The organism is Serinicoccus sp. CUA-874 (assembly GCF_001942225.1).
Taxonomy (GTDB): Bacteria; Actinomycetota; Actinomycetes; order Actinomycetales; family Dermatophilaceae; genus Ornithinicoccus; species Ornithinicoccus marinus.
This window is the reverse complement of record NZ_MKJZ01000034.1, coordinates 59,100-82,405: the sequence shown is the minus strand read 5'-3', so window position 1 is coordinate 82,405 and position 23,306 is coordinate 59,100. Positions and strand designations below refer to the sequence as shown.

Genomic DNA, 23,306 nt, shown 5'->3' with positions numbered 1-23,306 from the left:
CACCCGCGCGCAGGCCATCCACGACTGTCTCGACGCCTACGAGGCGCACCTGGACTTCCTGCGCACCGTGTGAGGTGCCGGTCTAGGATGACGGGCGTGCCGCGGACGACCCTGGAGATCCCCTGGAGCCGGCTCGAGAGCGCGCTCGGCGAGCAGTTGGGAGACGGCGCGGTCAGCCGGCGGCCGATGGACCTGCACGCGCTCGCGCACGACGCGTCGCACTACCTGCTGACGCCCGAGCTGCTCGTCCGCCCCACTTCCGCGAGCCAGGTGGCCGCGGTGATGGCCGCCTGCGACCGCGTAGGCGCGCCCATCACCTTCCGTTCCGGCGGCACCAGCCTCTCCGGGCAGTCCGTCACCGACGCGGTGCTGGTCGACACCCGCCGCCACTTCACCGATGTCGAGGTGCTCGACGGCGGGGCCCGTGTCCGGGTCCAGCCGGGGGTGACGGTGCGTGCGGTGAACGCCCGGCTCGCGCCCTACCACCGCAAGCTCGGGCCGGATCCGGCCAGCGAGGGCGCCTGCACGCTCGGCGGCGTCATCGCCAACAACTCGAGCGGCATGCACTGCGGCACCGAGCTCAACACCTACGCCACGCTCGAGTCGCTGACCTTCGTGCTGCCCTCGGGCACCGTCATCGACTCGGGCGCCCCGGACGCCGAGGCGGAGCTGGCGGCCAGGGAGCCCGAGCTGGTCGCCGGGCTGCTGGCCCTGCGCCGGCAGGTGCTCGCCGACCCGGACTCGGTCGCGACGATCCGGCGGCTGTTCTCGATGAAGAACACCATGGGCTACGGCATCAACGCGCTGCTCGACTACGAGCGGCCGCTCGACATGCTCGTGCACCTCATGGTGGGCAGCGAGGGCACGCTTGGCTTCGTCGCCTCCGCCGTCCTGGCGACCGTGCCCGTCCACCCCGAGGTAGCCACCGGTCTCCTCGTCCTCGACACCATCGCCGAGGCCACCGGCGCAGTCCCCGCGCTGGCCAGGACCGACGTCGCCACCGCCGAGCTGCTCGACGCCGCGTCGCTGCGGGTGGCCCAGCAGGACCCGGCCTGCCCGCCCCAGATCGCCTCCCTCGCCATCGAGGAGCACGCCGCGCTGCTGGTCGAGTGGCAGGGCGACACCCCCGCCGAGCTGGACGCCACGTTGGCGTCGGCGGCCGCCACCCTCGACGGGCTGGCGCTGACCGAGCCTGCCCGGCTTACCCGGGACGCCCGGGAGCGCGCCGCGCTGTGGAGGGTCCGCAAGGGGCTGTTCTCCGCCGTCGCCGAGGCCCGCCCCGCCGGCACCAACGCCCTGCTCGAGGATGTCGTCGTCGGCGTCGACGTGCTCGGGGAGACCTGCGTCGCGCTGACCGAGCTCTTCGACACGCACCGCTACGAGCAGTCGGTCATCTTCGGGCACGCCCGCGACGGCAACGTCCACTTCCTGCTCAACGAGCGCTTCGACGACCCCGATGCGATGCGCCGCTACGCCGCCTTCACCGAGGACATGGTCGACCTGGTGCTGGGCCAGGGCGGCTCGCTCAAGGCCGAGCACGGGACCGGCCGCATCATGGCCCCCTTCGTCCGGCGGCAGTACGGCGACGAGCTCTACGACGTCATGTGGCAGCTCAAGCGGCTCGTCGACCCACGTGGACTGCTCAACCCGGCGGCCGTCCTCTCCGACGAGCCCACGTCATACCTGCAGGACCTCAAGACCGCGCCGCCGGTCGAGGAGGAGGTCGACCGGTGCGTCGAGTGCGGCTACTGCGAGCCGGTCTGCCCGTCCAAGGACCTCACGCTCACCCCGCGCCAGCGCATCGTGGTGCGCCGCGACATCCAGACCGCGCGGGCCGCCGGCGACCACGCGCTCGCCGACTCCCTCGAGCGCGACTACGACTACGACGGCAACCAGACCTGCGCCGTCGACGGGATGTGCCAGAGCGCGTGCCCGGTCCGCATCGACACGGGTGCTCTCACCCGGAGGCTGCGCAGGGAGTCCGCCACCCGCACGGCGCAGACGGCCTGGGCAGGGGCGGCGCGGGCCTGGGGCACGGTCGCGCCGCTGGGCGGGCTGGCGCTCAGCGCGGCGAGGTTGGTGCCCTCCGGCGTCCCGGTGGCTGCCACGCGGGTGGTGCGCGCGGTGGCCGGCGCCGACGCCGTGCCGCTCTACGACCCGCGCCTGCCGCGCGGCGGCCGGCGCCGCCGTGAGCTCGACCCGGCCTCCTCCGCCGCAGTGCTCTTCAGCACCTGCATCGGCGAGATGTTCGGGACCGAGCCGGGCGGCCACCGCGGCGACCTGGGCTCCGGGGCGACCGGTGCACTCGTCGACCTGTGCGTGCGCGCCGACGTCCCGCTGCGCACGCCGACCGGCATCCGCGACCTGTGCTGCGGCACCCCATGGAAGTCCAAGGGGCTGGACGGCGGGTATGCCGTCATGGTCGACCGGGTCGTCCCGGCCCTGCGGGAGGCCACCGAGGGTGGCCGGCTGCCGGTCGTGGTCGAGGCGTCTTCCTGCGCCGAGGGCCTCGTCGTGATGCTCGCCGAGCGCGCACCGGAGCTGCGGGTGGTGGACGCCGTCGAGTTCGTCCGGGACACCGTGCTCCCCCGGCTCGCCGTACGTCGCACCGACCGCACCGTCGTCGTGCACCCCACCTGCTCCTCCGAGCGGTCCGGCAGTACCGAGGCCCTGGTGGCGCTGGCTCGTGCGGTCTCGACCGACGTGGTGGTGCCGGTGTCCTGGGGCTGCTGTGCCTTCGCCGGGGACCGCGGTCTGCTGCACCCCGAGCTCACCGCCTCGGCCACCGCGGCGGAGGCCGCCGAGGTCGCGGGTATCGTCGCGCGGGTGAGCCCGAACCCCGACCCGAGCCCGGCCGCCGAGCCCGGGTTCGTCTCCTCGAACCGCACCTGCGAGATCGGGATGACCCGGGCCACCGGCCACCCGTACCGGCACGTGCTCGAGCTGCTCGAGGAGGCGAGCCGCCTGTGAGCGACATCCGTGGTGTCAGCTGTTCACCCGGATGATCTCCTCCTGGTAGGGCGCGACGACGTCGCGGGACACCCGGCAGTCGAGGACGAGGAACGAGCGATCGTCGGCCGGCTGCGCCGCCCAGTCGGCGAGCTGGTCGAGGTCGTCCAGGCGCCGTACGACGACGCCTCGGGCGCCCACACCGGAGGCCAGCGCGGCGAAGTCGACCTCCGGGATGAGCATCGGCGCGAGCGCCAGCCCCTGCAGCCCGTAGAGGTTGACCTCGGCGCCGTAGGCCCCGTCGTTCCACACCACGGCCATCCCGGACCCGCCGGCGACGCGCACCGCCGACTCCAGGTCGGCCAGGGCCATGAGCCCGCCGCCGTCCCCGGTGGTGAGAACGACCGTCGCGTCCGGGCGTGCCAGCGCGGCGCCGAGCACCGAGGGCCAGCCCAGGCCGATCGACTGGAAGGCGGTGCCCACCATGATCATCCGGTCGGGCGCCGCCACCGGCCAGTACATGTTCGCCCACCCGATGAAGTGCCCACCGTCGGAAACGACGACCCGGTCCTGCGGCAGCAGCTCGCCGATCCGGACGGCGACTGACCGCGGGTCCAGCCGGCCGTCGGGCGCGAGGTCCTCCCCGGGGTGGTAGGCGCGCAGCTCGACGACGGGGACGGACTCGCGCCAGGCGCCGGGCGCGTGGCCGAGCTCGCCGAGCTGCGCGGTGACCGCCCTGGCCACGATGGCCGCATCACCCTGAACGTAGCCCCCGACGTGAGGGTGAGTGGCCGCCGGCGCGACGTCGACCTGGAAGATGCGGGTGCCGGGCGCCAGCAGCGCCCCGAAGCGCATCGTGAACTGGTTGAGCGAGGCGCCGAAGACGACCGCGACGTCGGCCTCGCGGACGAGGTCCATCGCCCCCTCGGCACCCCAACCGCCGGCCACCCCCAGGTCGTACTCCGCCCGGGGGAAGATGTTGCGCCCCAGCGAGGTGGTGGCGGTCACCGCGCCGGTGGCGTCGGCGAGGTCCCCCAACGCCTCCCCCGCGCCGGCCAGCCACGCCCCACGCCCGGCGAGCAGCAGCGGCCGCTGCGCCCCGGCCAGGACGGTGGCGATCTCGGCGATCGTCCCCTCGGCGAAGGCACCCGTGGGGCGGCGCGGTTCGGGGATCCGCGGCGCGGAAACCTCCGGCACCGGGCCGGCGTCGAGCTTGGCGACGTCGTAGGGCACTGCGAGCACGGTCGGCACCCGGTAGGTCAGCGCGTGCTCGATCGCGATGACCGTGGTCGCCGCCGCGTCGGTGCGACCGACGGTATACGTCCGCGCCCCCACCGCGGAGGCCAGCGCGATCTGGTCCACGTCCCACGGCCGCGGCCCGGAGGTCGGCTCATCCCCCACGACGAGCACGAGCGGCACCTGCGCCTGCACCGCCTCGGCGAGCGCGGTGAGCGTGTTGGTGAAGCCGGCGCCGTAGGTCGAGGTCGCGGCTGCGATCCGACCGGACGCGCGGTGGTAGGCGTCCGCCGCCACGACTCCCCCGGCCTCGTGGCGGACCGCGGTGAACTGCACGTCGCTCGAGCGCTCGAGGGCGTCGAGGACGTGCGCGTTGCCGTTGCCCATGACCCCGAAGACGTGGTCGACGTGGCGGGCCAGGGTGTGGGCGACGTGGGCGGAGACGCTGGGCATACGAGTTTCCTCTGCTGGAGACATGACGGGATCGAGGTCGTATGTGTCTCCCGCGCCGGGCGCGGCTCCGTGCTCCTTTTTCGAGCACCGGCGCGCAGCGGCACCGGACCCCTCGACTATAGGTGCTGGCGGGGGGCGGGCCGTCAGGACCGGTCGGTGTCCTCCCCGCCGGAGCCGATGAAGCGCGCCGCCAGCGCCTCCGACCCGCGGGCGAGCAGCGCAACGTCGGCACCGACCAGGACGAAGGAGGCACCCTGCTCGAGGTAGGCGTCCGCCACGGCGGGGTCGAAGGCGTTGACGCCCACGGGAGTCCCCGCCGCCCGCACCGCGTCGAAGGTCCGGAGCACGGCGGCCCGCACGTCCGGGTGCGTCTGCTGCCCCAGCACGCCCATGGACGCAGCCAGGTCGCTGGGCCCGACGAAGACCCCGTCGACGCCGTCGACCGCCCCGATCTCGGCCGCCGCCTCGACGGCGGCCTCGGACTCGATCTGCACGAGCAGCGAGACGTGCTCCTCGGCCCGCTGGAGGTAACCCTCGACGCGGTTCCACCGCGCCGAGCGGCCGAGGGCCGAGCCCACGCCCCGCCTGCCGCGGGGCGGGTAGCGGACCGCCGCGACGGCGTCGGCGGCCTCCTGCGCGCTGTCGACCATGGGCACGAGGATGGTCTGCGCGCCGAGGTCGAGCACCTGCTTGAGGAGGACCGGGTCGGCGGAGGGGACGCGGACGACCGGCACGACGGGGTATGCCGCCACCGCCTGCAGCTGCGCGAGCACCGACTCCAGGCCGTTGGGGGCGTGCTCCATGTCGATGAGCAGCCAGTCCAGACCGGAGCCGGCGGCGATCTCGGCGACCAGCGGTGAGCCCGAGCTGACCCACATGCCGACCATCGGCCGGTCCTGGGAGGCCAGCACGTCGCGGAAGGCCGGCGTCAGACGAAGCGGCACGTGACGGTCCCCATCTCGCGGTAGTCGCAGTGCACGTCGTCCCCGCGGGACACCCACATCGGCCGAGTGAACGACCCGGCCAGGATGATCTCGCCGGCTTCCAGCCGGGCGCCGTGCTGGTGGAACTTGTTGGCCAGCCAGGCCACCCCGGTCGCGGGGTGCCCGAGGACACCGGCGGCCACGCCGGTCTCCTCGACCTCCCCGTTGCGGGACAGCACCCCGGGGACCCAGCGCAGGTCGATCTCGTCCGGGCGCCGGCGCTCGTCACCGAGCACCATCGCGCCGTAGGCGGCGTTGTCGCTGATGGTGTCGACGATGGTGCGGCCCTCGAGCTCGATGTGCGAGTTGAGGACCTCCAGCGCCGGGACGGCGTAGTCGATGGCGTCCAGGGCCTGCTCGAGGGTGCAGTCCGGTCCGGACAGCGGCCGAGCCAGCACGAAGGCGAGCTCGACCTCGATGCGGACATTGGAGAAGTGGTCGACCGGGATCTCGGCGCCCGAGGCGTGCACGGTGTCGTCGAACATCACGCCGTAGTCCGGCTCGGTGATCCCTGTGGCCTGCTGCATCGCCTTGGAGGTCAATCCGATCTTGCGGCCCACCAGCCGGCGACCGGCGGCGAGGTTCTGGTCACGCCACACGCCTTGGATGGCGTAGGAGTCCTCGATGGTCGCCTCGGGGTAGCGTGCCGTGATGCGCGGGACGACCGAGTGCGTGCGGTCCGCCTCGGCCAGCTCCTCGGCGATCGTGGCGATCTGCTCGGGTGTCAGCATCCGTGGTCCTCCCTCGTCACAGCTGGTGCCCCAGCTTGTACTCGCCCTTCTTCCACTCGGGCATCTCCTCGTCCTCGTCCCGGCGGGTGTAGGAGAAGCCGTCGGCACCGATGGTGACGCCCATCTCGGAGTCGTCGGTGCGCTCGACCACCGGCTGCGGGTTGCCGTCGAGGTCGAGCACGAGGGAGGCCTCGGTGTACCACGACGGCACCACCGGGTTGCCCCACCAGTCCCGGCGCTGGTTGTCGTGGACGTCCCAGGTGATGACGGGATTGTCCGGGTCACCGGTGTAGTAGTCCTGGGTGTAGATCTCGACCCGGTGCCCGTCCGGGTCGCGCAGGTAGAGGTAGAAGGCGTTGGACACCCCGTGCCGGCCCGGGCCACGCTCGATGGCGTCCGAGCGGCGCAGCGCCCCGAGCTTGTCGCAGATCGCCAGGATGTTGTGCTTCTCGTGCGTGGAGAAGGCGACGTGGTGCATCCGCGGGCCGTCGCCGCCGGTCATCGCGGTGTCGTGGACGGTCGGCTTGCGCCGCATCCACGCGGCATACACCGTGCCCGCGTCGTCCTGGATGTCCTCGGTGACGCGGAAGCCCAGGTCCTGCATGAACTTCGTGGCCCGGGGCACGTCGGGCGTCACCTGGTTGAAGTGGTCCAGGCGCACCAGTGCACCGGGGGTGTAGAGGTCGTAGCGCCAGGCCAGGCGCTCCACGTGCTCGACGTCGTGGAAGAACTCGTAGGGGAAGCCCAGCGGGTCGGTGACGCGCACGGAGTCGCCGACCCCCTTGGTGAAGCCCTCGGGTCGCCGCTCGACCCGGCACCCCAGCTCGGTGTAGAACGCCACCGCCTTGTCCAGGTCCTCCGGGGAGCGTACGCGGTAGGAGAACGCCGCCACCGCGGCCACCGGCCCCTGGCGCAGGACGAGGTTGTGGTGGATGAACTCCTCGATCGAGCGGAGGTAGACGGTGGCGTCGTCCTCCTCGGTGACGGTCAGGCCGAGCACATCCACGTAGAAGTCGCGGGACGCAGCCAAGTCGGTGACGACGATCTCCATGTAGGCGCAGCGCAGGATGTCCGGAGCCGGAACCGACGGGGTCGGCACCGGGTCGTCGGTGTGGATGGGTGCCTCCTGGGAGACGTAGTAGCCCGAGGAGGTGAGGGTCTTGTCGGTGTGCCTGTCGCTCATGTCGCGTCCTTGCGAGGTCGGGGTGGTCGGGGCTGCTCAGGGTGGGCGGTCAGCGGTCAGCCGCGTCGCGCTTGCCGAAGGTCGGGTGGTGGGCCCCACCGAGGGTGATGTGCACGGCCTGCTGGTCGGTGTAGAAGTCGATGGACCGGTAGCCGCCCTCGTGCCCCAGGCCGGAGGCCTTGACGCCGCCGAAGGGGGTGCGCAGGTCGCGCACGTTGTTGGAGTTGAGCCACACCATGCCCGCCTCCACGCTCTGGGCGAAGGTGTGCGCGCGGCGCAGGTCGTTGGTCCAGATGTAGGCGGCCAGGCCGTACCTCACCCCGTTGGCCAGCTCGAGCGCCTCCTCCTCGGTGTCGAAGGGGGTGATCGCCACCACCGGCCCGAAGATCTCCTCCTGGAAGATCCGGGCGTCGCGGGGGACGTCGACGAAGACCGTCGGGGCGACGAAGTTGCCGCTCTCGAAGCCCTCCGGCCGGCCGCCGCCGGCGACCAGCCGTGCCTCGCCGCGGCCGATCTCGATGTAGCTCATCACCTTGTCGAAGTGCTCGGGGTGGACCAGCGCGCCGACCTCCGTGCGCTCGTCGTGGGGGTGCCCCACGACGACACGCCGGGCCTGCGCGGCATACCGCTCGACGAACTCGTCGTAGACCTCGCGCTGCACGAGGATCCGGCTGCCGGCGGTGCACCGCTCCCCGTTGAGGGAGAAGACGCCGAAGATGGTCGCGTCGATCGCGGCGTCGAGGTCGGCGTCGGCGAAGACGACGGCCGGCGACTTGCCGCCCAGCTCCATCGACAGACCCTTGAGGTGGGGAGCCGCGTTGGCGAAGATGAGCTGCCCGGTGCGGCTCTCGCCGGTGAAGGAGATGAGCGGCACGTCCGGGTGCTTGACCAGGGCGTCCCCGGCCTCCTCCCCGAGACCGTTGACCAGGTTGAAGACCCCCGGCGGTACCCCCGCCTCCTGGAAGATCCCTGCCCACAGCGAGGCCGACAGCGGGGTGAACTCGGCCGGCTTGAGCACCACCGTGTTGCCCGTCGCCAGCGCCGGGCCCAGCTTCCAGGACTCCAGCATGAACGGCGTGTTCCAGGGGGTGATGAGGCCGGCGACCCCGATGGGCTTGCGGTTGACGTAGTTCACCTGGCGCCCGGGCACCTTGTAGGTGTCGTCGGCCTGGGCCACCACCAGGTCGGCGAAGAACCGGAAGTTCTCCGCGGCCCGGCGGGCCTGGCCGAGCGCCTGGGTGATCGGCAGCCCGGAGTCGAAGGACTCCAGCTCCGCGAGCCGGGCGTCCCGGGACTCGACGATGTCGGCGACCCGGTGCAGGATGCGGCTGCGATCGCGCGGCAGCATCCCCGGCCACGGCCCCTCGGTGAACGCCCGTCGGGCGGCGGCGACCGCACGATCGACGTCCGCCTGCTTGCCGGCCGCCGCGCTGAGGTACGTCTCGTTCGAGACAGGGTCGAGCACCTCGAAGGTCGCGCCGTCCACGGAGTCGACGAGCTCGCCGTCGATGTAGTGCTGGATGCGCTCGGGCAGGTCGGCGGGGCGGTGCCCCGTGCTGGTGGGGTCGGTCATCATGCTCCTCCTGGGGTGGTCAGAACGCCGGGAGACCCAGCGTCTCGTCGGGGTGCTCGTGGATGAGGTAGGCGTCGAGGGTCGCCGAGCGGTGGCGCCGGGCCGCCTTCTCGATCTCGCCCAGAGGTGCACCGTGCTCGATGAGCCGCAGGATGCCTTCGTGCTCGTGCACCGACTCCTGCGCGCGCCCGGGCACGAAGCTGAAGGTCGAGTCGCGCAGGTGGCCCAGCCGGGCCCACTCGGCCTCCACCAGGTCCAGCAGCCGCGGGTTCGGGCAGCGACCGTAGAGGGTGGAGTGGAACTCCTGGTTGAGGCGGGTGAACGCGCGTGGCTCGAAGTGGTCCAGCATCTCGATCATCAGCTCGTTGAGGCTGCGGGCAGCGCGCAGGTCGTCGGCCGTCAGCGACGTGCGGCGAGCGCGGTCGCCGTCCCCTCCAGGATCGACAGCGCCTGCATACTGTGCCGGTACTGCGAGTCGTCGACCATCGACACCCGGGCCCCGACGTTGCGCTCGAAGGTCACCAGCCCCTCCGCCTCGAGCTGGCGGATCGCCTCGCGGACCGGCACCACGCTCATGTCGAGCTCCCCGGCGATGGAGCCGAGCACGAGCCGGTAGCCGGGGGTGAAGTCCTGGCTGGCGATGCGCTCCTTGATCCAGTGGTAGGCCCGCTGGGACTTGCTGAGGGACGAGGCGTCCGTGCTGCTCAGCTCTGCTCGCGCCACGCGTCGTACCTCGCTCTCCACTCGGCGTTCATCGGGAAGAGACCGTCCACCGAGTGCCCCTCGGCGACCCGGTCGGCGACCCACGCGTCCTCGGCCTCCTTGGCGAGCGCGGCGTCGACGACCTCCTCGGCGAGGCTGGGCGGGATGACGACCACGCCGTCGGCGTCGCCGACGAGGATGTCACCGGGCTGCACGGTGGTGCCGCCGCAGGCGATCGTGAGGTCGTGGTCCCACGGCACGTGGCGGCGGCCGAGGACGGCGGGGTGGGCCCCGGCGCTGTAGACGGGGATGCCGACCGCAGCGACGGCGTCGTGGTCGCGCACCCCGCCGTCGGTGACGATGCCGGCGGCGCCGTTGGCGTGGGCCCGGATGGCGAGGATGTCCCCGAGGGTCCCGGAGCCGGTCTCCCCGCGGGCCTCGATGACGATGACCTCGCCCTCGCCGACGGCGTCGAAGGCGCGCTTCTGGGCGTTGTAGCCCCCGCCGTGGCTGCGGAAGAGGTCCTCGCGGTTGGGCACGAAGCGCAGGGTGCGGGCCAGCCCGACGAGCTTGGCGCCGGGGTGCAGCGGCCGGACGCCGTCGATGGTGACGTTGTCGAGGCCGCGCTGCCGCAGCTGCTGCGACAGCCCGGCCACGGGCACCTGCAGGAGCCGCTCGCGCAGGTCCGGGTCCAGGGCCGGGCGCGTCGCGACCTCGTGCTCGCGGGCGTCGGTGGAGGAGGTGTCCTCGGCCGGCAGGCCGGCCGCCTCCCGGGAGCCCCACGCCTCTGCGCGCTGGGTGTCGTCGACCGCGGGCAGGGAGCCGAGCTCGGGGTCGAACCCGCCCTCCCCCTGGACCACAGTGGTGACGAGCCGCCCGCTGGTGGGTGCGCCCTCGGCGGCGGGGGCGTCCACCTCGACCTCGACGACGTCACCGGGGGCGAGGACCGAGGAGCCGGACGGGGTGCCTGTGAGGATGACGTCCCCGGTCTCCAGGGTGAGGTGCTGGGCGAGGTCGGCGACGATCTGTGGCAGCGAGAAGATCAACCCCGCGGTGGTGTCGTCCTGCACCAGCTCGTCGTTGACCCAGGTACGCACCCTGAGCGCAGCGGGGTCGACGAGGCGCGCGTCGACGAGCTCTGGCCCGACCGGGGTATACCCGTCGCGGCCCTTGGAACGGGTGTTGGACCCCTTGTCGTTGGCGCGCAGGTCATAGAGCCCGAGGTCGTTGGCGGCGGTGACCCAGCCCACGTACGACCACGCCTCCTCCTCGGTGACGTGCCGGGCGGGCCGGCCGATGACGAGGGCCACCTCCCCCTCGAAGGCCAGCAGCTCGGTCCCGGCCGGGCGCTCCACGGTGCCCTGCGAGGGCGCCACGGAGCTGGACGGCTTGAGGAAGTACGACGGTGCAGCAGGGCGACGCCCGCGCTGGTCGGCACGGGAGGCGTAGCTCAGGTGGACGGCGATGACCTTGCCCGGGCGACACGGGAGGGCGGCGAAGCGAGGGTCCTGGGGCTCCGGGGTGCCCGTCGTCTGACCACTCCTGGTCTCGTCGATGATCATGGGAGCTTCCTCGCTCGTCGTCATGGGACAGATCGTATACGATTCAGGTCGGGCTGCACAACTCCCCTGCGGCGCCGCGACCGGCCCCGCCCGGACCGGGCGGGGCCGGTCCCGCGTCACTGGGAGGCGAACTCGTCCACGCAGGCGAGGATCGCGTCGTCGTAGGCCACGTCCTCCAGGTCCGTGTAGCCCGCCACGTACTCGTCGAGCACGGCCTGGGCGTCCTCCAGACCCTGGCTGGACGCGAGCTCCACCCAGGCCTGCTTCGAGGACTCCAGGGACTCCTCCTCCCAGGCCTGGGTCACGGACTCGTCCCACATGGTCAGGTCCTCGACGGTCGGGGCGTCCAACATCTGCTGGCACTGGTCCGCAGCCTGGTCGTTGAACGCCTCGATGCCCGCTCCGGTGTTGAGCTCCTCGGTGACGCCGTCGACGGTCTCCCGCAGGTCTTCGGGCAGGCTGTCGTAGGCGTCCTGGGAGAACCACATCCCGAACGTCGAGTACTGACCGATGCCCGGGTCGCTCCAGTAGGGCAGCAGCTCCATGAGTCCGTAGTTGACCGGGAAGTCGATGGTGCCCCCGACCGCCTCCAGCACCCCGCGCTGCACCGCCTCGTAGCTCTCCGAGGCGGTCACGGCCTGGATGCTGGCGCCGGAGTCGGTCAGCAGCTGCTGGACGATCGGACCGGAGGCCCGCATCGACAGGCCGTCGAGGTCCTCGGGGGAGGACACCTGCTCCTCGGTCCCAATGAGGATGCGCCCCACCGGCCACGTGCCCACGTGGTGCAGTCCGTTCTGGTCCATCACGGCCTTGGCCGGGCCGTCCTCGAGGTGCAGCTGGTAGAGCGTCTCCATCGACGCCTGCGAGTTGGTGGTGAGGAACGGGATGCTCACCATGCTGGTGGACGGGAAGTACTGCGGCGTGTAGTCGGGCACCGTGACGCCGATCTGGGCGCGGCCGTCCCGGACGCACTCGACGACCTCCGGAGCGGCGCACAGCGACTCGTTCGTGGTGCGCTCGAAGCTCACCCGGCCCTCGGTGGCCTCCTCGACGGCGTCGAGGTACCAGTCCTGCACCGCGGCATTGGGTGTGCCCTCCTGGGCTCCGGTGGACAGGGTGAAGGTGAAGGTCTCCCCCTCATCGGCAGCGGTGTCGTCGGTGGCGACGCCGGAACAACCGGCCGACACGAGGGCAGCGGCGGTCACGGCCCCCAGCACGAGCGGGCGGCGGCCGGTGGTCAGACGAGGAAACATCATCGTTCTCCTTTGTGGGGTTGCAGGTGCGCTGGCAGGGGCCGGTCTAGCCCGCTGCCGGGTTGACGAGGGAGGGCAGGAACAGGGACAGCTGGGGGAAGGCGAAGAGGATGACCACCACCACGAGCTCGACGAGGAACAGCGGCAGCAGCCCCCGGAAGACCGTGTCGGTGCGCAGGCCGGCGCTCCCGGCCACGACGAAGGCGTTGATGCCGACGGGCGGGGTCACCATGCCGATCTCGATCAGCTTGACGATGAGGATGCCCAGCCACACGCCGTCGAAGCCGTACTCCATGGCGATGGGGTAGAGGATCGGCACGGTGATGACCAGGATGGACAGGGACTCCAGGGCCATGCCCAGCGGGATGAGGCAGGCCAGCAGGAGGGCCATGGTGAGGGTGGGGGGCAGGTCGACGGCGGTCACGGCCTGGGTGATGGACTGGGGCACCCGGGCAGCGATGAAGAAGGCCGACAGGATGGCCGAGCCGATGATGATGAAGAAGACCATCGAGGTGGTCGCCGCGGTGTCCTGCAGCGCGTGCCGCACCTCGGTGGCGATGCCGCGCAGGCCTCGTCGCCGGTTCTCGAAGACCAGGATGACCACTGCAGCCAGGGCGCCGATGGCCGCCGACTCGGTCGACGTGAAGATGCCCGAGTACATCCCACCGAGGACGATGCTGAAGAGGATGGCGATGTAGACCAGCCCCTGCCAGGGCAGGCTGCGCCAGGGCCGGGGGCTGTCGACGTCGTCCGAGGGGGTGGGGCCGCTCCCGGCCGCCACCTCGGCCCGGGCGTCGTCGACCGCGCCCTGCAGGTCCTCGGGGTCCGTCGAGCGGCCGATCCGGCGCGCCCCGAGCGTCATGATGTAGGTGATGTAGGCGGCAGCCGACAGCAGCCCCGGCACCACGCCCCCGGCGAGCATCTGCGCGACCGAGGTGCTCGTCATGATGGCGTAGAGGACCAGGAACGTGCTGGGCGGGATCATCACCCCGAGGGTTCCCGCGACGGCGACCAGCGCGGAGGCCAGGCTGGCCGGGTACCCGTGGCGGCGCATCTGGGCGATCGACAGCTTGGACATCGTGGCTGCGGTCCCGATGCTCGACCCGGAGACCGCGGCGAACCCGGCACAGGCCATGACCGTCGCGACACCCAGCCCACCGGGCGCGCGCCGCACCGCACGGGCCGCGATGGTGTAGACGTACTCGGCGACGTTGGCCCGGACGGCGAAGAGGCCCATGAGGATGAACATCGGGATGATGGTCAGCCCGAAGCTGTAGGTCTGGCTGAAGGACACGGACCCCAGGACGCTCCCGGTGTAGCCCGTTCCCTTGAGCAGGATCAGTCCGCAGGCTCCCGACAGCCCCAGGGCGAGGGCGATGGGAAACCGGCTCGCGAGGAGCAGCAGGAGCAGGCCGATGGTGACGGCGATGATCATCGAGACGGTCATGCGACCTACTCCTGCGGACGCCGGGCGACCGGGCCGAGGAGGTGCTGCTCGGCCCCGTCCAGCTGGTCGTAGGGCCGCGCCCCCGTGAGAGAGCGGGCGACGTTCATGACGCAGACGAGGAACAGCACGACGAAGCCGGCGGCGATGAACCACCGCCACGGCCACTCATACCAGACGATGATCCCGAACCCCTGCTCCCCCCGCTCCGTCGCCTCGACAGCCCGGAGGGTGCTGGAGACGGCCAACCAGGCGACGAGGACCGAGGACACCGACCACACGACCACGTCCAGCACACGGTTGACCCGTGGGCTCAGGCGGTCGGTGAGCAGGGTCACCGAGACGTGGTCACCCGTGACGGCAGCCCAGGCCAGCCCGAAGGCCACCGCGATGACCAGGCAGGACTGCGCGACCTCGAGCATGCCGGGGAGGGTGAATCCCCAGAGCGCGCGCACCGCGACCTGGAGCGCGATCGCCACCATGATCGTGACCACGGCCAGGGCGGAGATGACGGCGCAGACCCGCGCCAGCGTCAGTACTGCACGCTCCCCGGGAAGGGTGCGACCGACGCCGGCCACGCTCACCGGGTGCTCCAGAACTCGTGCGCGCGGGTGTGGTCGACGGGTCCCAGCGCCTCCAGGGCGTCACCCATGGTGGCGGCCACGGCGTCGCAGACCGGTGACGTGTGACCCATGGCCCGCTGCAGCCGCTCCGCGATACGGACATCCTTGGTGAACAGGGGAAGGGCGAAGCCGCTGGCGTACGCGCCCTCCACGATGTGCGGACCCATGACGTGCTGGGTGACGAAGCTCTGTCCGGTGGACGCGTTGAGGACGTCGACCATGACGGCCGGGACCAGCCCGAACCTGCCGCCCGCGACCAGGGCCTCGGCGGCGGCGGTGAAGGCGGCAGCAGCCACGAAGTTGTTGAGGGCCTTCATCGCGTGTCCGGTGCCGAGCTTGCCGGTCCGGAAGATCGCCGAGCTCATCGCCTCGATGACCGGCACCGCGAGGTCCGCCGCGCTCTCGTCGTCGGTGCCCAGCATGATGGACAAGGTCCCGGCGATCGCCCTCTCGCGCGCACCGGACACCGGGGCGTCGACCATGCGCAGACCGGCCTCGCGGAGCAGCCCACCCGTCTCGACCGTCTCGGTCGGGTCGGAGCTGCTCATGTCGACGAAGACGGTCCCCCCTTCGAACGCCACCCTGGGCCTCCCACCCTCGTCCAGCAGCGCCGAACGCACGACCGCGCTCGTCGGCAGCATCAGCACGACGACCGAGCACTCCGTCAGCTCGGACAGCTCGACGGCCGGGACGGCACCGATGTCGGCGGCGACGCGCGCCGTCACCTCGGCGTCGACGTCATGGACCAGGACGCGTCGGCCCGACCGGACGATGTTGGCCGCCATCGGGGCGCCCATCACCCCCAGTCCGATGAAGCCCACCGGGTGCGCAGTGTGATCAGTCATGGTTGGTCCCGCTCCTTCGCGAGTCATCGGTCGATGGGTCAGCGAGCGGATTCGCCGTCGAGATCGGTGCTGATCCCCTGCTCGTCCAGGACCTCCGTCAACGCACGCATGCCCTCGACCGCGGCCGGGATGCCGCAGTAGAGGATGGAGTGCACGACGATCTCGCGCAGCTGCAGCGGGGTCACCCCGTTGGCCAGGGCACCTCGGAGGTGGATGCGGATCTCGTGCGACTTGCCCGTGGCGATGAGCATGGCGAGGGTGATCTTGCTGCGCTCCGTGAGGTCGAGCCCCTCACGCTGCCAGATGTCCCCGAAGCAGACCCGGGTGACGAACTCCTGCAGCTTGTCGTTCAGATCGTCCGTGTGCTCGACCTGGTCCTCGGCACCGGCCGAGCCGAACATCGCCCGGCGCTGCTCGAGCCCCGTCGCGTAGAGCAGGTCGTCTCGGATCATGGGGTGTCCTTCCGCAAGGTGGGGGTGCCGGCTCGATCCGGCACCACGGCCACCTGATCTCACCTGATCTGCGGTGACCGTCCTGTCAGTCTGCTGCGGTCACGACCTGCCCTGCTGGGCCACAGGTGCACGGCGCCCGGCGCCAGGTGCACGCCGCAGACGACCCCGACCAGGAGTCACGCACTCCGGCGGTCGGACCGTCCCAGGACCGGACCCACCGGGCGGCCGGTCTCCCCCGCGACGAGGCCGCGCCGGTACGCGCTCGGGCTGGCGCCGTAGGCCGCGCGGAAGATCCGGCTGAAGTGACTGGCGTCCGAGAAGCCCCACCGGTGCGCGATGTGCAGGATGGAGAGGTCGACGAGCGAGGGGTCCTGCAGGTCCATCCGGCTCCGCTCCAGACGCTGCTGGCGGATGTAGCCGGAGACGGTCTGGTTCTCATGGCTGAAGAGGTACTGCAGGTGCCGCAACGAGACGTAGTGGACGGCCGCGACCCGGCTGGCCGACAGCTCGGGGTCGTCGAGGTTGGCCTCGATGTACCGCTGCGCGGCCCCCAGCAGCTGACGCCAGGACTCACCGCCGCTGTGGTGGCGCAGGAGCTCGTCGGACAGCATCGCCGTCACGAGGTCCAGGGCGCTGCGGACGATGCGGACGCCCGGGGCTCCCGAGAGCTGGGTGAGGTTCTCGGCCAGGTGGGTCATGAAGGGGGAGATGACCTTCCCGATGCCGCTGTCGCCGGCCAGCCGGGTCGCGGTCATCGAGGGCACCAGCTCTGCGGACAACCCGAGCATCCGGTGCGGGAAGACCATGACCAGCGAGCGCATGCCCACCGGGTAGTCGAGGACGTAGGGCCGGCCCGTGTCGTACACCGCCACGTCCCCCTGGTGCAGGACGGCCTCCCTGCCGTCCTGCCGGACCACTCCCCGGCCGGTGAGCTGCAGGGTGAGCTTGAGGTGCTCCGGGTCGTCCACGCTGATGTCGTCGGCACGCCGTTCGACCCGGTGCGCGCTGGCCTGGATGTCGGAGATGTGGGTGCCGTCGATGACGGTGGTGCGCAGCACTCCGACGAACGGCTCCGGACCGCTCAGCCGTAGCGCGACGAACCGGCTGCCCATCAGCCGTCGCCACGCGCGCAGGCTGTCGGCGCTGCACTCCTCGAGCGCTCGGGGGGTCTGCACAGAGGCTGACATCGTCATCGAAGTCACGTCCCAACGGGTCACAGGATCAAACCGTATACGATTGCACTCGCACCCTATATGATCCTCGCCGCCCATGACAGGGCTGCCGCGCCGACCGGACTAGCTGGTGAGCACGACCGGGACGCAGACGGACTTGAGCCCCTCGACCCCGAACTCGAGCCCGTAGCCGGACCCCTTGATACCTCCGAACGGCACCATCGGGTGGATGCCGCCGTGCTTGTTGATCCAGACGCTACCGGCCTCGAGGCGCAGGGCGGTCGCCCGGGCCGCCTCCGGGTCGTCCGACCACACCGAGGCGCCGAGGGCGGCGTCGAGCCCGTTGGCCGCCTCGATCGCCTCGTCCACGTCGGAGTACCGGATGACCGGGAGGGCGGGCCCGAACTGCTCCTCGTCGACGATGGCGGTGCCGTCGAGCACGTCGGCCACGATGGTGACGGGGTAGAAGAGGTCGCCCAGCTCGGCCGCGGGCTCACCCCCGGTGACGATCCGGGCACCGGACGAGCGGGCGTCCTCCACGAGCCGGGCGACGATGTCGAACTGCTGCTTGTTCTGCAGCGGTCCCAGGACGTTGGCCTCGTCCAGCCCGTTGCCCATCGGCATCGACGCGGCGAGACCCGCCAGCGCGTCGACGACCTCCTCGTACTGGGACTCGTGCACGTAGAGCCGCTTGAGCGCGGCGCAGGTCTGCCCGGTGTTGAGGAAGGCTCCCCAGAACAGGTCCTCCGCGTGCGCGGCCACGTCGGTCCCCGGCAGCACGATGCCGGCGTCGTTGCCGCCGAGCTCGAGCGTGAGGCGGGTCAGGTTGTCGGCCGAGGACCGGGCGATCGCCTTCCCGGTGGCGGTCGAGCCGGTGAACATGAGCTTGTCGATCCCCGGGTGCTCGGCCATCCGCGCGCCGATGTCCCGGCCTCCGGGCACCACCCGGCAGACATCCGCCGGCAGTGCGTCGTTCAGCACGCAGACCAGGGCCTGCACGGACAACGGCGTGTACTCGCTGGGCTTCACCACGACCGTGTCTCCGACGGTGAGCGCCGGTGCCACCTGCCAGATGGTGATCATCATCGGCCAGTTCCAGGGTCCGATGGCCCCGACGACGCCGGCCGGGCGGTAGTGCAGCTCGGAGTGGTTGTCCGGCTCGTCGACGACCACCTCCGGGGTGAGCTCGAGGGATGCGGTGGCGCGCATCCACGCGACGCAGGCGCCGACCTCGAAGCGCGCGTTGGGTCCGTTCAGCGGCTTGCCCTGCTCGCGGGAGAGCAGCCTCGCCAGGGCCTCGGCGTTCTCCTCCACGAGGTCGGCCGCGCGCATGAGGTACTCCCGCCGCCCCGCGTAGCCGAGACCGGCCCACGCCGGCTGAGCCGCACGCACCGCCGCGACGGCCGCGTCCAGGTCCTCGACCGTGTGCTCGGCCGTGTGGCCGACCAGCTCACCGGTGGCAGGGTCGTGGATGGGACGCCCGTCCTCGACGCTCACGCGGTCGAGCAGGTCGGTCACGGTCTGTGGCATGGTCGCGCTCCTCTGGGTCGGCTGTCGTGCCAGCCTGGCGAGGCACACCTCGGGCCCAGTAGCCGATTCGCGCACGGCGGGCGTCCAGGGACGCACGTTCCTGTCCGCCGTACCGCGGCGGCGCGCCGCACGACTCAGTCCACCACCCGGGGGTCGTCCAGCTCGGTGCCCTCCGCGTACGGCCCGAAGAAGAGGTCGGCGCCCTCCGACGTGAGCGTCGTCCCCGACGCCGCTCCCCCGGCCCACCTCTCGATGCGGGCGAAGGCGAGGCGTGCGCCGACGACGTCGGGATCGGCGACGCTGAGGGCGGCACCGGGCGCGGTAGGCCGCAGCCACGGGTCAGCCAGCACGACGCGCATCAGGCCGTGGTGACCGACGAGGGTCACCGCCCCGGCGAAGTGCCGGACCGCGGGATCGGCGCGGTCGGCCTCCCGGTCCTGCGCGAAGTGGAACCTCCCGCCCTGCTCCTCCACCTCCGCGAGCTCCACCCTGCCGTCCGGCATACCGTTCACGTAGGCGAGGAGGGAGGCCTTGATGCCCCAGACCAGCACGCTCATCCCACGGTGCCGGGCCAGCGGATCGACCTCGCGAAGGAGATGAGCTCTCTGGTCCGCAGGGTCGGCGTGGCCGTCGAGGACCAGATCACCTCGATCCCCACCGGGGGGACCGCGGGCCGGATCTCCTTCATCACGACAGGGTAGCCCTCGTAGCTGGCCGGGTTGGCGGGTCGTTGGACCAGGACGCCGTAGCCCAGACCCCTGCCGACGAGGGTCCGCACCACCTCGTAGCTCGCGGTCCGCAGCCGGATGCGCGGGGTCAGCCCCCGTCGCGCGAACAGCGACAGGGTGTGCTGGCTGGAGGGTGCCGCGTCCAGCAGGATGAGGTCGCGTCCCACCACCTCCTCCAGCTCGATCGCGTCCGCGGAGGCCAGGGGATCGTCGGCTGCCACCAGGATGTGGGCCGGTATGCCGAAGAGCTGCTCACGGCGCGGGGTCCCGGGCACCAGCGTGTCGTAGACGAAGGCCACGTCCACCTCACCCGACTCGAGCCGTCCCTCGAGCTGGTCGTGGGTCGCCTCCACGACGTCGAGCTGCACGCGCGGGTGGGCGGAGCCGAACTCGTCCAGCAGGCGCGGCAGGATCGTCGGGGCGAGGATCGGGTGGCAGCCCAGGGTGATGGGGCCGACGAGCTCGCCCTCGGTGCTGCGCAACGAGAGCGCCAGGTCCCCGGCGTCGCTCAGCAGGCGGTGGGCCCGCGCCGCCACCCCCGCTCCTGCACTCGTCGGGCGTATGCCGTGCGCCCTGCGACGGACGCACAGCTGCTCCCCCAGCGCCCGCTCCAGACCGGTGATGGCGTCGGAGACCGCGCTGGGTGTGACGTGCAGCCGGGCGGACGCGGCCGAGATCGTCCCTTCGTCGATCGCGGTCAAGAAGTAGGACAGCTGTCTGAGCGTGTAGTCGGGCGCCTCCATACCCCGATATTACCGATGAACCACCGAGGATATCCCCGCTTTTGCTCGCCCTTCCAGACCTTCATACTCGGCCTCATCCCCGGATCACAAGGACGTGCCATGACCATCGATGCTCCGGTTGCGGACTGGGTGACGATCCCCGACCTCTACCGCGACCCCTTCCCCCTCTACGAGCGACTCCGGTCCGAGGGAGGCGTCCACTGGGTCCCGCAGGTCGGTCGCTACCTCGTCACGAGCTATGCGGCCGTGCACGAGACCGAGCTGGACCAGGAGGTCTACTCGGCCGACGAGGAGGGCTCGCTGCAGATCCGCGCCATGGGGCACTCGATGCTGCGCCGGGACGACCCGGAGCACTACCGCGAGCGGACCGCCTGGCAGCCGGCGCTCAGGCCAGGTGCGGTCAAGCGCACGTGGACCGAGGTGTTCCGGCGCAACGCCGAGCGCTACCTGGACGAGTTCCTGACCCGGGGGCCGGAGGCGGATCTCGTGTGGGACTTCGCCGCTCCCTACGCGGCGGAGAACCTGCGCGAGATCATCGGCCTGCACAACGTGTCGCAGCAGGACCTGCAGCGCTGGTCACAGACGATGATCGACGCCACCGGCAACTATGCCGACGACCCGGACGTCTGGGCCGCCGGCCTTGCCTCCTACGAGGAGGTCGACACCACCCTCGACGAGATGCTGCGGTGGCACCAGGACCACCCCGACGCCTCGCTGCTCTCCCAGCTGCTCCGCATCCCGGACTACGAGATGCCGCTGGAGCGCATCCGGGCGAACGTCAAGATGACCATCGGGGGCGGACTCAACGAGCCCCGGGACGCCCTGGGGGTCGCCGCCTGGGCCGTGCTGACCCACCCCGAGCAGCGTGCCGCCGTGGAGGCCGACCCCTCCCTCTGGCAGTCGGTGTTCGACGAGGCCATCCGGTGGGTCGCCCCCATCGGCCTGTACTCCCGGCAGGTCACCCGGGACACCGTCCTCGAGGGGGTCCGGCTGCCCCAAGGGGCCAAGCTGGGCATCTGCATCCTGTCCGCCAACCGGGACGAAGGGGTGTGGCCGGATGCCGCGCGCTTCGACATCCGTCGAGAGGTCAAGCCCCACCTGGCCTTCGGCAAGGGGGTCCACGTCTGCCTGGGCGCCTGGGTCGCCCGGGCCGAGGTCGCCGACGTGGCGCTCCCTCTCCTGTTCCGTCGCCTCGACGGGCTGGCCCTCTCCCGGGCTCGTGAGGCCGAGATCGGGGGATGGGTGTTCCGGGGTATGACGCGGCTCCCGGTGACCTGGACCGGGACACGGACGCCCGAGGAGCCCGCAGCGCCGGCGGACGGGCAACCCACGGCCGGGGAGAAGACGTCCGACCTCGCGCCGCGGATCGCCGTCGTGGGGTCGGGTCCGGCCGGCGCCTTCAGCGCCCTGGCCCTGCGGAGCACCTTTCCCGCGGCACCGGTCGACGTCATCGACGAGCTCCCGACGCCCTACGGCTGGTGCGGCACGGGGTGGCCGCCGACCACCAGGGCACCAAGACGGTGGTCCGCCAGTTCGACCGCCTGTTCATGTCCGAGGGCGTGCAGTTCCGGGGCAACCTGCGGCTCGGGTCGGACGTCTCCCTGGAGGAGCTGCGCCGCGCCTACGACGTGGTGGTCCTGGCGACCGGCCTGCAGGCCGACGCCCGCCTGCCCGTCCCCGGGGCGGACCTCCTGCGGGTGCACGGCGCGGGACGGGTCACCCGCCTGCTCAACGCCCACCCCGACGAGGACGAGGCTCCGCGACTCGGGCCGACCGTCGTGGTCGTGGGCCACGGCAACGTGGCGATGGACGTGACGCGCATGCTCGTCCGCGACGTCGACGACCTGGGCGGCAGCGATGTCGACGACGAGGCCCGGGAGCGGCTGTGCAGCGAGGTCAGGACGGTCCACCTCGTGGGGCGCAGCACGCCGTCGGCCGCCAAGTTCGACCCCGTCATGGTGCGCGAGCTGGGCTCGCTCCGGGGTGTGCGACACGTCGTCCACGGCGTCGACCCGGACGAGGAGGACAGCAGGGACGCCCGCGTCGAGGCCGTCCTCTCCCTGGCCGAGAGCCGCCCGGACCGCGAGCGCGTGCGGGTCGAGTGGTGGTTCGGTCTGTCCCCCGTCCGTCTCGAGGGCACCGACGCGGTCCGGGCGGTCGTCTTCTCGGGGGACGGGGGCGAGGTCGTCCTGGAGACCGACGACGTGGTGACGGCGGTCGGGTTCGCGGGCGGCCCCCACACCCCGGTGGAGCCGGGCTCCTCGCCCGAGGGCCGGGTCGAGCCCGGGCTCTACACCGCGGGCTGGCTGCGTCGCGGACCGCGCGGGACCATACCCGACCAGCGTCTGGACGCCCGCAGTCTTGCCCGGGCGGTGCACGAGGACGTGGCCGACGGGGCGGTCACGGTGTCCGCGGCCGGGCTCCCTCCCCGTGCGCGCGAGGTGAGCTTCGACGGGTGGCGGCGCATCGACGCACGGGAGCGGCTCGCGGCGGCACCGGGGCGCCGACGGACCAAGCTCGCGTCTCGCGAGGCCCAGCTGGAGGCCGCCGCGGACGCCTCGGTCGAGCTGCCTGAGCCGGACGAGGCCGGCGTGCACCTCCCCCCTGGCACCGCCCTGACCATCCTGTTCGCCACGGAATCGGGCGGCGCCGAGCTGGTCGCCGAGGACCTCCACCGCGCTCTTGGGGAGGATGCGGACGTCCAGGTGCAGGACCTGGGGATGACGACACCCGACGACCTGGACCCCGGCCGCGCGCACCTGCTGATCTGCTCGACCTACGGCGACGGTGAGGTGCCGACCTCGGCCCGCCCCTTTCACGCGTCGTTGCAGTCGGGGAGCACGGACCTGCACGGGCTCCGCTACGCCGTCTTCGGGATGGGTGACCGCAGCTACACCCGCACGTACTCGCGCGGCAGCGAGCTGCTCGACGAGGCGCTGACCGCCTCGGGCGCGACCCGCTTCGGCCAGTACGGGCGGCACGACGCGAGCGGTCCAGACGCGGCTGCCGAGGCAGCCGTCGAGTGGCTGGAGAGTGTGCTGCCCGAGCTCACCGGCCCGGCCGACGTCTGACCGCAGCAGGCCCGCGGACGCCCCGCCTCAGGCCTGAGGCCCGCTTCCCCGGTCGTGCGCGCAGGAGCACCAC

Annotated in this window: 18 protein-coding genes and 1 pseudogene; 3 read left to right on the top strand and 16 right to left on the bottom strand. The window is 71.8% G+C overall.

The features are described from left to right. Nucleotides 1-87 precede the first annotated feature (87 nt). Entirely contained in the window at nt 88-2,970 is a 2,883-nt protein-coding gene (locus tag BJF80_RS11215; protein WP_075813699.1) for an FAD-binding and (Fe-S)-binding domain-containing protein, read from the top strand. A 15-nt stretch (nt 2,971-2,985) separates the two neighbouring features. On the opposite strand, the gene BJF80_RS11210 is transcribed toward BJF80_RS11215, so the two are convergent. The 16 genes and pseudogenes from BJF80_RS11210 to BJF80_RS11135 all read right to left on the bottom strand — a co-directional run bounded on the left by BJF80_RS11210 (nt 2,986) and on the right by BJF80_RS11135 (nt 20,162). After that, nucleotides 2,986-4,638: a thiamine pyrophosphate-binding protein gene (locus tag BJF80_RS11210; RefSeq protein WP_075813697.1), complete on the bottom strand. Its 1,653-nt coding sequence runs from the start codon at nt 4,636-4,638 to the stop codon at nt 2,986-2,988. 143 nt (nt 4,639-4,781) lie between these two features. Next, on the bottom strand, nt 4,782-5,582 hold the full coding sequence (locus BJF80_RS11205; RefSeq protein WP_075813695.1) for an aldolase/citrate lyase family protein: 801 nt from the start codon (nt 5,580-5,582) through the stop codon (nt 4,782-4,784). Continuing rightward, nucleotides 5,567-6,352 (bottom strand): 2-keto-4-pentenoate hydratase, encoded by a 786-nt coding sequence (locus BJF80_RS11200; protein ID WP_022924659.1) that lies wholly within the window; start codon nt 6,350-6,352, stop codon nt 5,567-5,569. The genes BJF80_RS11205 and BJF80_RS11200 overlap by 16 nt, the downstream gene beginning before the upstream one ends. Before the next feature lie 16 nt (nt 6,353-6,368). Then, entirely contained in the window at nt 6,369-7,535 is a 1,167-nt protein-coding gene (gene hpaD, locus BJF80_RS11195) for a 3,4-dihydroxyphenylacetate 2,3-dioxygenase (RefSeq protein WP_075813693.1), read from the bottom strand. Nucleotides 7,536-7,584: 49 nt separating this feature from the next. Next, the gene (gene hpaE, locus BJF80_RS11190) at nt 7,585-9,108 is read right to left on the bottom strand and encodes a 5-carboxymethyl-2-hydroxymuconate semialdehyde dehydrogenase (RefSeq protein ID WP_075813691.1); all 1,524 of its coding nucleotides are present in this window, start codon (nt 9,106-9,108) and stop codon (nt 7,585-7,587) included. A gap of 19 nt (nt 9,109-9,127) precedes the next feature. Then, nucleotides 9,128-9,816: pseudogene (locus tag BJF80_RS11185) on the bottom strand (GntR family transcriptional regulator). Next, entirely contained in the window at nt 9,813-11,372 is a 1,560-nt protein-coding gene (locus BJF80_RS11180; protein ID WP_075813689.1) for a fumarylacetoacetate hydrolase family protein, read from the bottom strand. The pseudogene BJF80_RS11185 and the gene BJF80_RS11180 overlap by 4 nt, the downstream one beginning before the upstream one ends. A 116-nt stretch (nt 11,373-11,488) precedes the next feature. Beyond that, nucleotides 11,489-12,628, bottom strand: coding sequence for a TRAP transporter substrate-binding protein (locus BJF80_RS11175; protein ID WP_083673627.1), 1,140 nt, complete (start codon nt 12,626-12,628; stop codon nt 11,489-11,491). Nucleotides 12,629-12,671: 43 nt separating this feature from the next. Beyond that, entirely contained in the window at nt 12,672-14,072 is a 1,401-nt protein-coding gene (locus BJF80_RS11170; protein WP_075813685.1) for a TRAP transporter large permease, read from the bottom strand. 5 nt (nt 14,073-14,077) lie between these two features. Continuing rightward, nucleotides 14,078-14,653: a TRAP transporter small permease gene (locus BJF80_RS11165; RefSeq protein WP_075813683.1), complete on the bottom strand. Its 576-nt coding sequence runs from the start codon at nt 14,651-14,653 to the stop codon at nt 14,078-14,080. After that, nucleotides 14,650-15,537: an NAD(P)-dependent oxidoreductase gene (locus tag BJF80_RS11160; RefSeq protein ID WP_075813681.1), complete on the bottom strand. Its 888-nt coding sequence runs from the start codon at nt 15,535-15,537 to the stop codon at nt 14,650-14,652. Before BJF80_RS11160 ends, BJF80_RS11165 begins: the two co-directional genes overlap by 4 nt. Nucleotides 15,538-15,575: 38 nt before the next feature. Then, nucleotides 15,576-15,989 carry a carboxymuconolactone decarboxylase family protein gene (locus BJF80_RS11155; RefSeq protein ID WP_022924668.1) on the bottom strand — a complete coding sequence of 138 codons (414 nt, stop codon included), beginning with the start codon at nt 15,987-15,989 and terminating at the stop codon, nt 15,576-15,578. A 176-nt stretch (nt 15,990-16,165) separates the two neighbouring features. Further along, a complete protein-coding gene (locus BJF80_RS11150; RefSeq protein ID WP_052327799.1) occupies nt 16,166-17,164 on the bottom strand; it encodes an AraC-like ligand-binding domain-containing protein in 999 nt (332 codons plus the stop codon). Between the two features lie 120 nt (nt 17,165-17,284). Beyond that, nucleotides 17,285-18,691, bottom strand: a complete 1,407-nt coding sequence (locus BJF80_RS11145) for an aldehyde dehydrogenase family protein (protein WP_075813679.1) — start codon at nt 18,689-18,691, stop codon at nt 17,285-17,287. A 134-nt stretch (nt 18,692-18,825) separates the two neighbouring features. Further along, nucleotides 18,826-19,248 carry an HtaA domain-containing protein gene (locus BJF80_RS11140; protein WP_022924671.1) on the bottom strand — a complete coding sequence of 141 codons (423 nt, stop codon included), beginning with the start codon at nt 19,246-19,248 and terminating at the stop codon, nt 18,826-18,828. Beyond that, nucleotides 19,245-20,162, bottom strand: coding sequence for a LysR family transcriptional regulator (locus BJF80_RS11135; protein WP_022924672.1), 918 nt, complete (start codon nt 20,160-20,162; stop codon nt 19,245-19,247). Before BJF80_RS11135 ends, BJF80_RS11140 begins: the two co-directional genes overlap by 4 nt. A gap of 99 nt (nt 20,163-20,261) precedes the next feature. Here BJF80_RS11135 and BJF80_RS20245 point away from each other — a divergent pair, with 99 nt between their 5' ends. Together BJF80_RS20245 and BJF80_RS20240 are read left to right on the top strand one after the other, a co-directional pair. Beyond that, on the top strand, nt 20,262-21,977 hold the full coding sequence (locus BJF80_RS20245; RefSeq protein WP_083673626.1) for a cytochrome P450: 1,716 nt from the start codon (nt 20,262-20,264) through the stop codon (nt 21,975-21,977). Then, nucleotides 21,968-23,233, top strand: a complete 1,266-nt coding sequence (locus tag BJF80_RS20240) for a flavodoxin domain-containing protein (protein ID WP_158068523.1) — start codon at nt 21,968-21,970, stop codon at nt 23,231-23,233. The genes BJF80_RS20245 and BJF80_RS20240 overlap by 10 nt, the downstream gene beginning before the upstream one ends. Nucleotides 23,234-23,306 lie beyond the last annotated feature (73 nt).

Excerpts from the sequence above, each read along its gene's own strand:
- BJF80_RS11215 (WP_075813699.1), top strand. The coding sequence starts at position 88 with ATGACGGGCGTGCCGCGGACGACCCTGGAGATCCCCTGGAGCCGGCTC.
- BJF80_RS11210 (WP_075813697.1), bottom strand. The coding sequence starts at position 4,638 with ATGCCCAGCGTCTCCGCCCACGTCGCCCACACCCTGGCCCGCCACGTC.
- BJF80_RS11200 (WP_022924659.1), bottom strand. The coding sequence starts at position 6,352 with ATGCTGACACCCGAGCAGATCGCCACGATCGCCGAGGAGCTGGCCGAG.
- hpaD (WP_075813693.1), bottom strand. The coding sequence starts at position 7,535 with ATGAGCGACAGGCACACCGACAAGACCCTCACCTCCTCGGGCTACTAC.
- hpaE (WP_075813691.1), bottom strand. The coding sequence starts at position 9,108 with ATGACCGACCCCACCAGCACGGGGCACCGCCCCGCCGACCTGCCCGAG.
- BJF80_RS11180 (WP_075813689.1), bottom strand. The coding sequence starts at position 11,372 with ATGATCATCGACGAGACCAGGAGTGGTCAGACGACGGGCACCCCGGAG.
- BJF80_RS11175 (WP_083673627.1), bottom strand. The coding sequence starts at position 12,628 with ATGATGTTTCCTCGTCTGACCACCGGCCGCCGCCCGCTCGTGCTGGGG.
- BJF80_RS11170 (WP_075813685.1), bottom strand. The coding sequence starts at position 14,072 with ATGACCGTCTCGATGATCATCGCCGTCACCATCGGCCTGCTCCTGCTG.
- BJF80_RS11160 (WP_075813681.1), bottom strand. The coding sequence starts at position 15,537 with ATGACTGATCACACTGCGCACCCGGTGGGCTTCATCGGACTGGGGGTG.
- BJF80_RS11155 (WP_022924668.1), bottom strand. The coding sequence starts at position 15,989 with ATGATCCGAGACGACCTGCTCTACGCGACGGGGCTCGAGCAGCGCCGG.
- BJF80_RS11145 (WP_075813679.1), bottom strand. The coding sequence starts at position 18,691 with ATGCCACAGACCGTGACCGACCTGCTCGACCGCGTGAGCGTCGAGGAC.
- BJF80_RS11140 (WP_022924671.1), bottom strand. The coding sequence starts at position 19,248 with ATGAGCGTGCTGGTCTGGGGCATCAAGGCCTCCCTCCTCGCCTACGTG.
- BJF80_RS11135 (WP_022924672.1), bottom strand. The coding sequence starts at position 20,162 with ATGGAGGCGCCCGACTACACGCTCAGACAGCTGTCCTACTTCTTGACC.
- BJF80_RS20245 (WP_083673626.1), top strand. The coding sequence starts at position 20,262 with ATGACCATCGATGCTCCGGTTGCGGACTGGGTGACGATCCCCGACCTC.
- BJF80_RS20240 (WP_158068523.1), top strand. The coding sequence starts at position 21,968 with ATGGACGTGACGCGCATGCTCGTCCGCGACGTCGACGACCTGGGCGGC.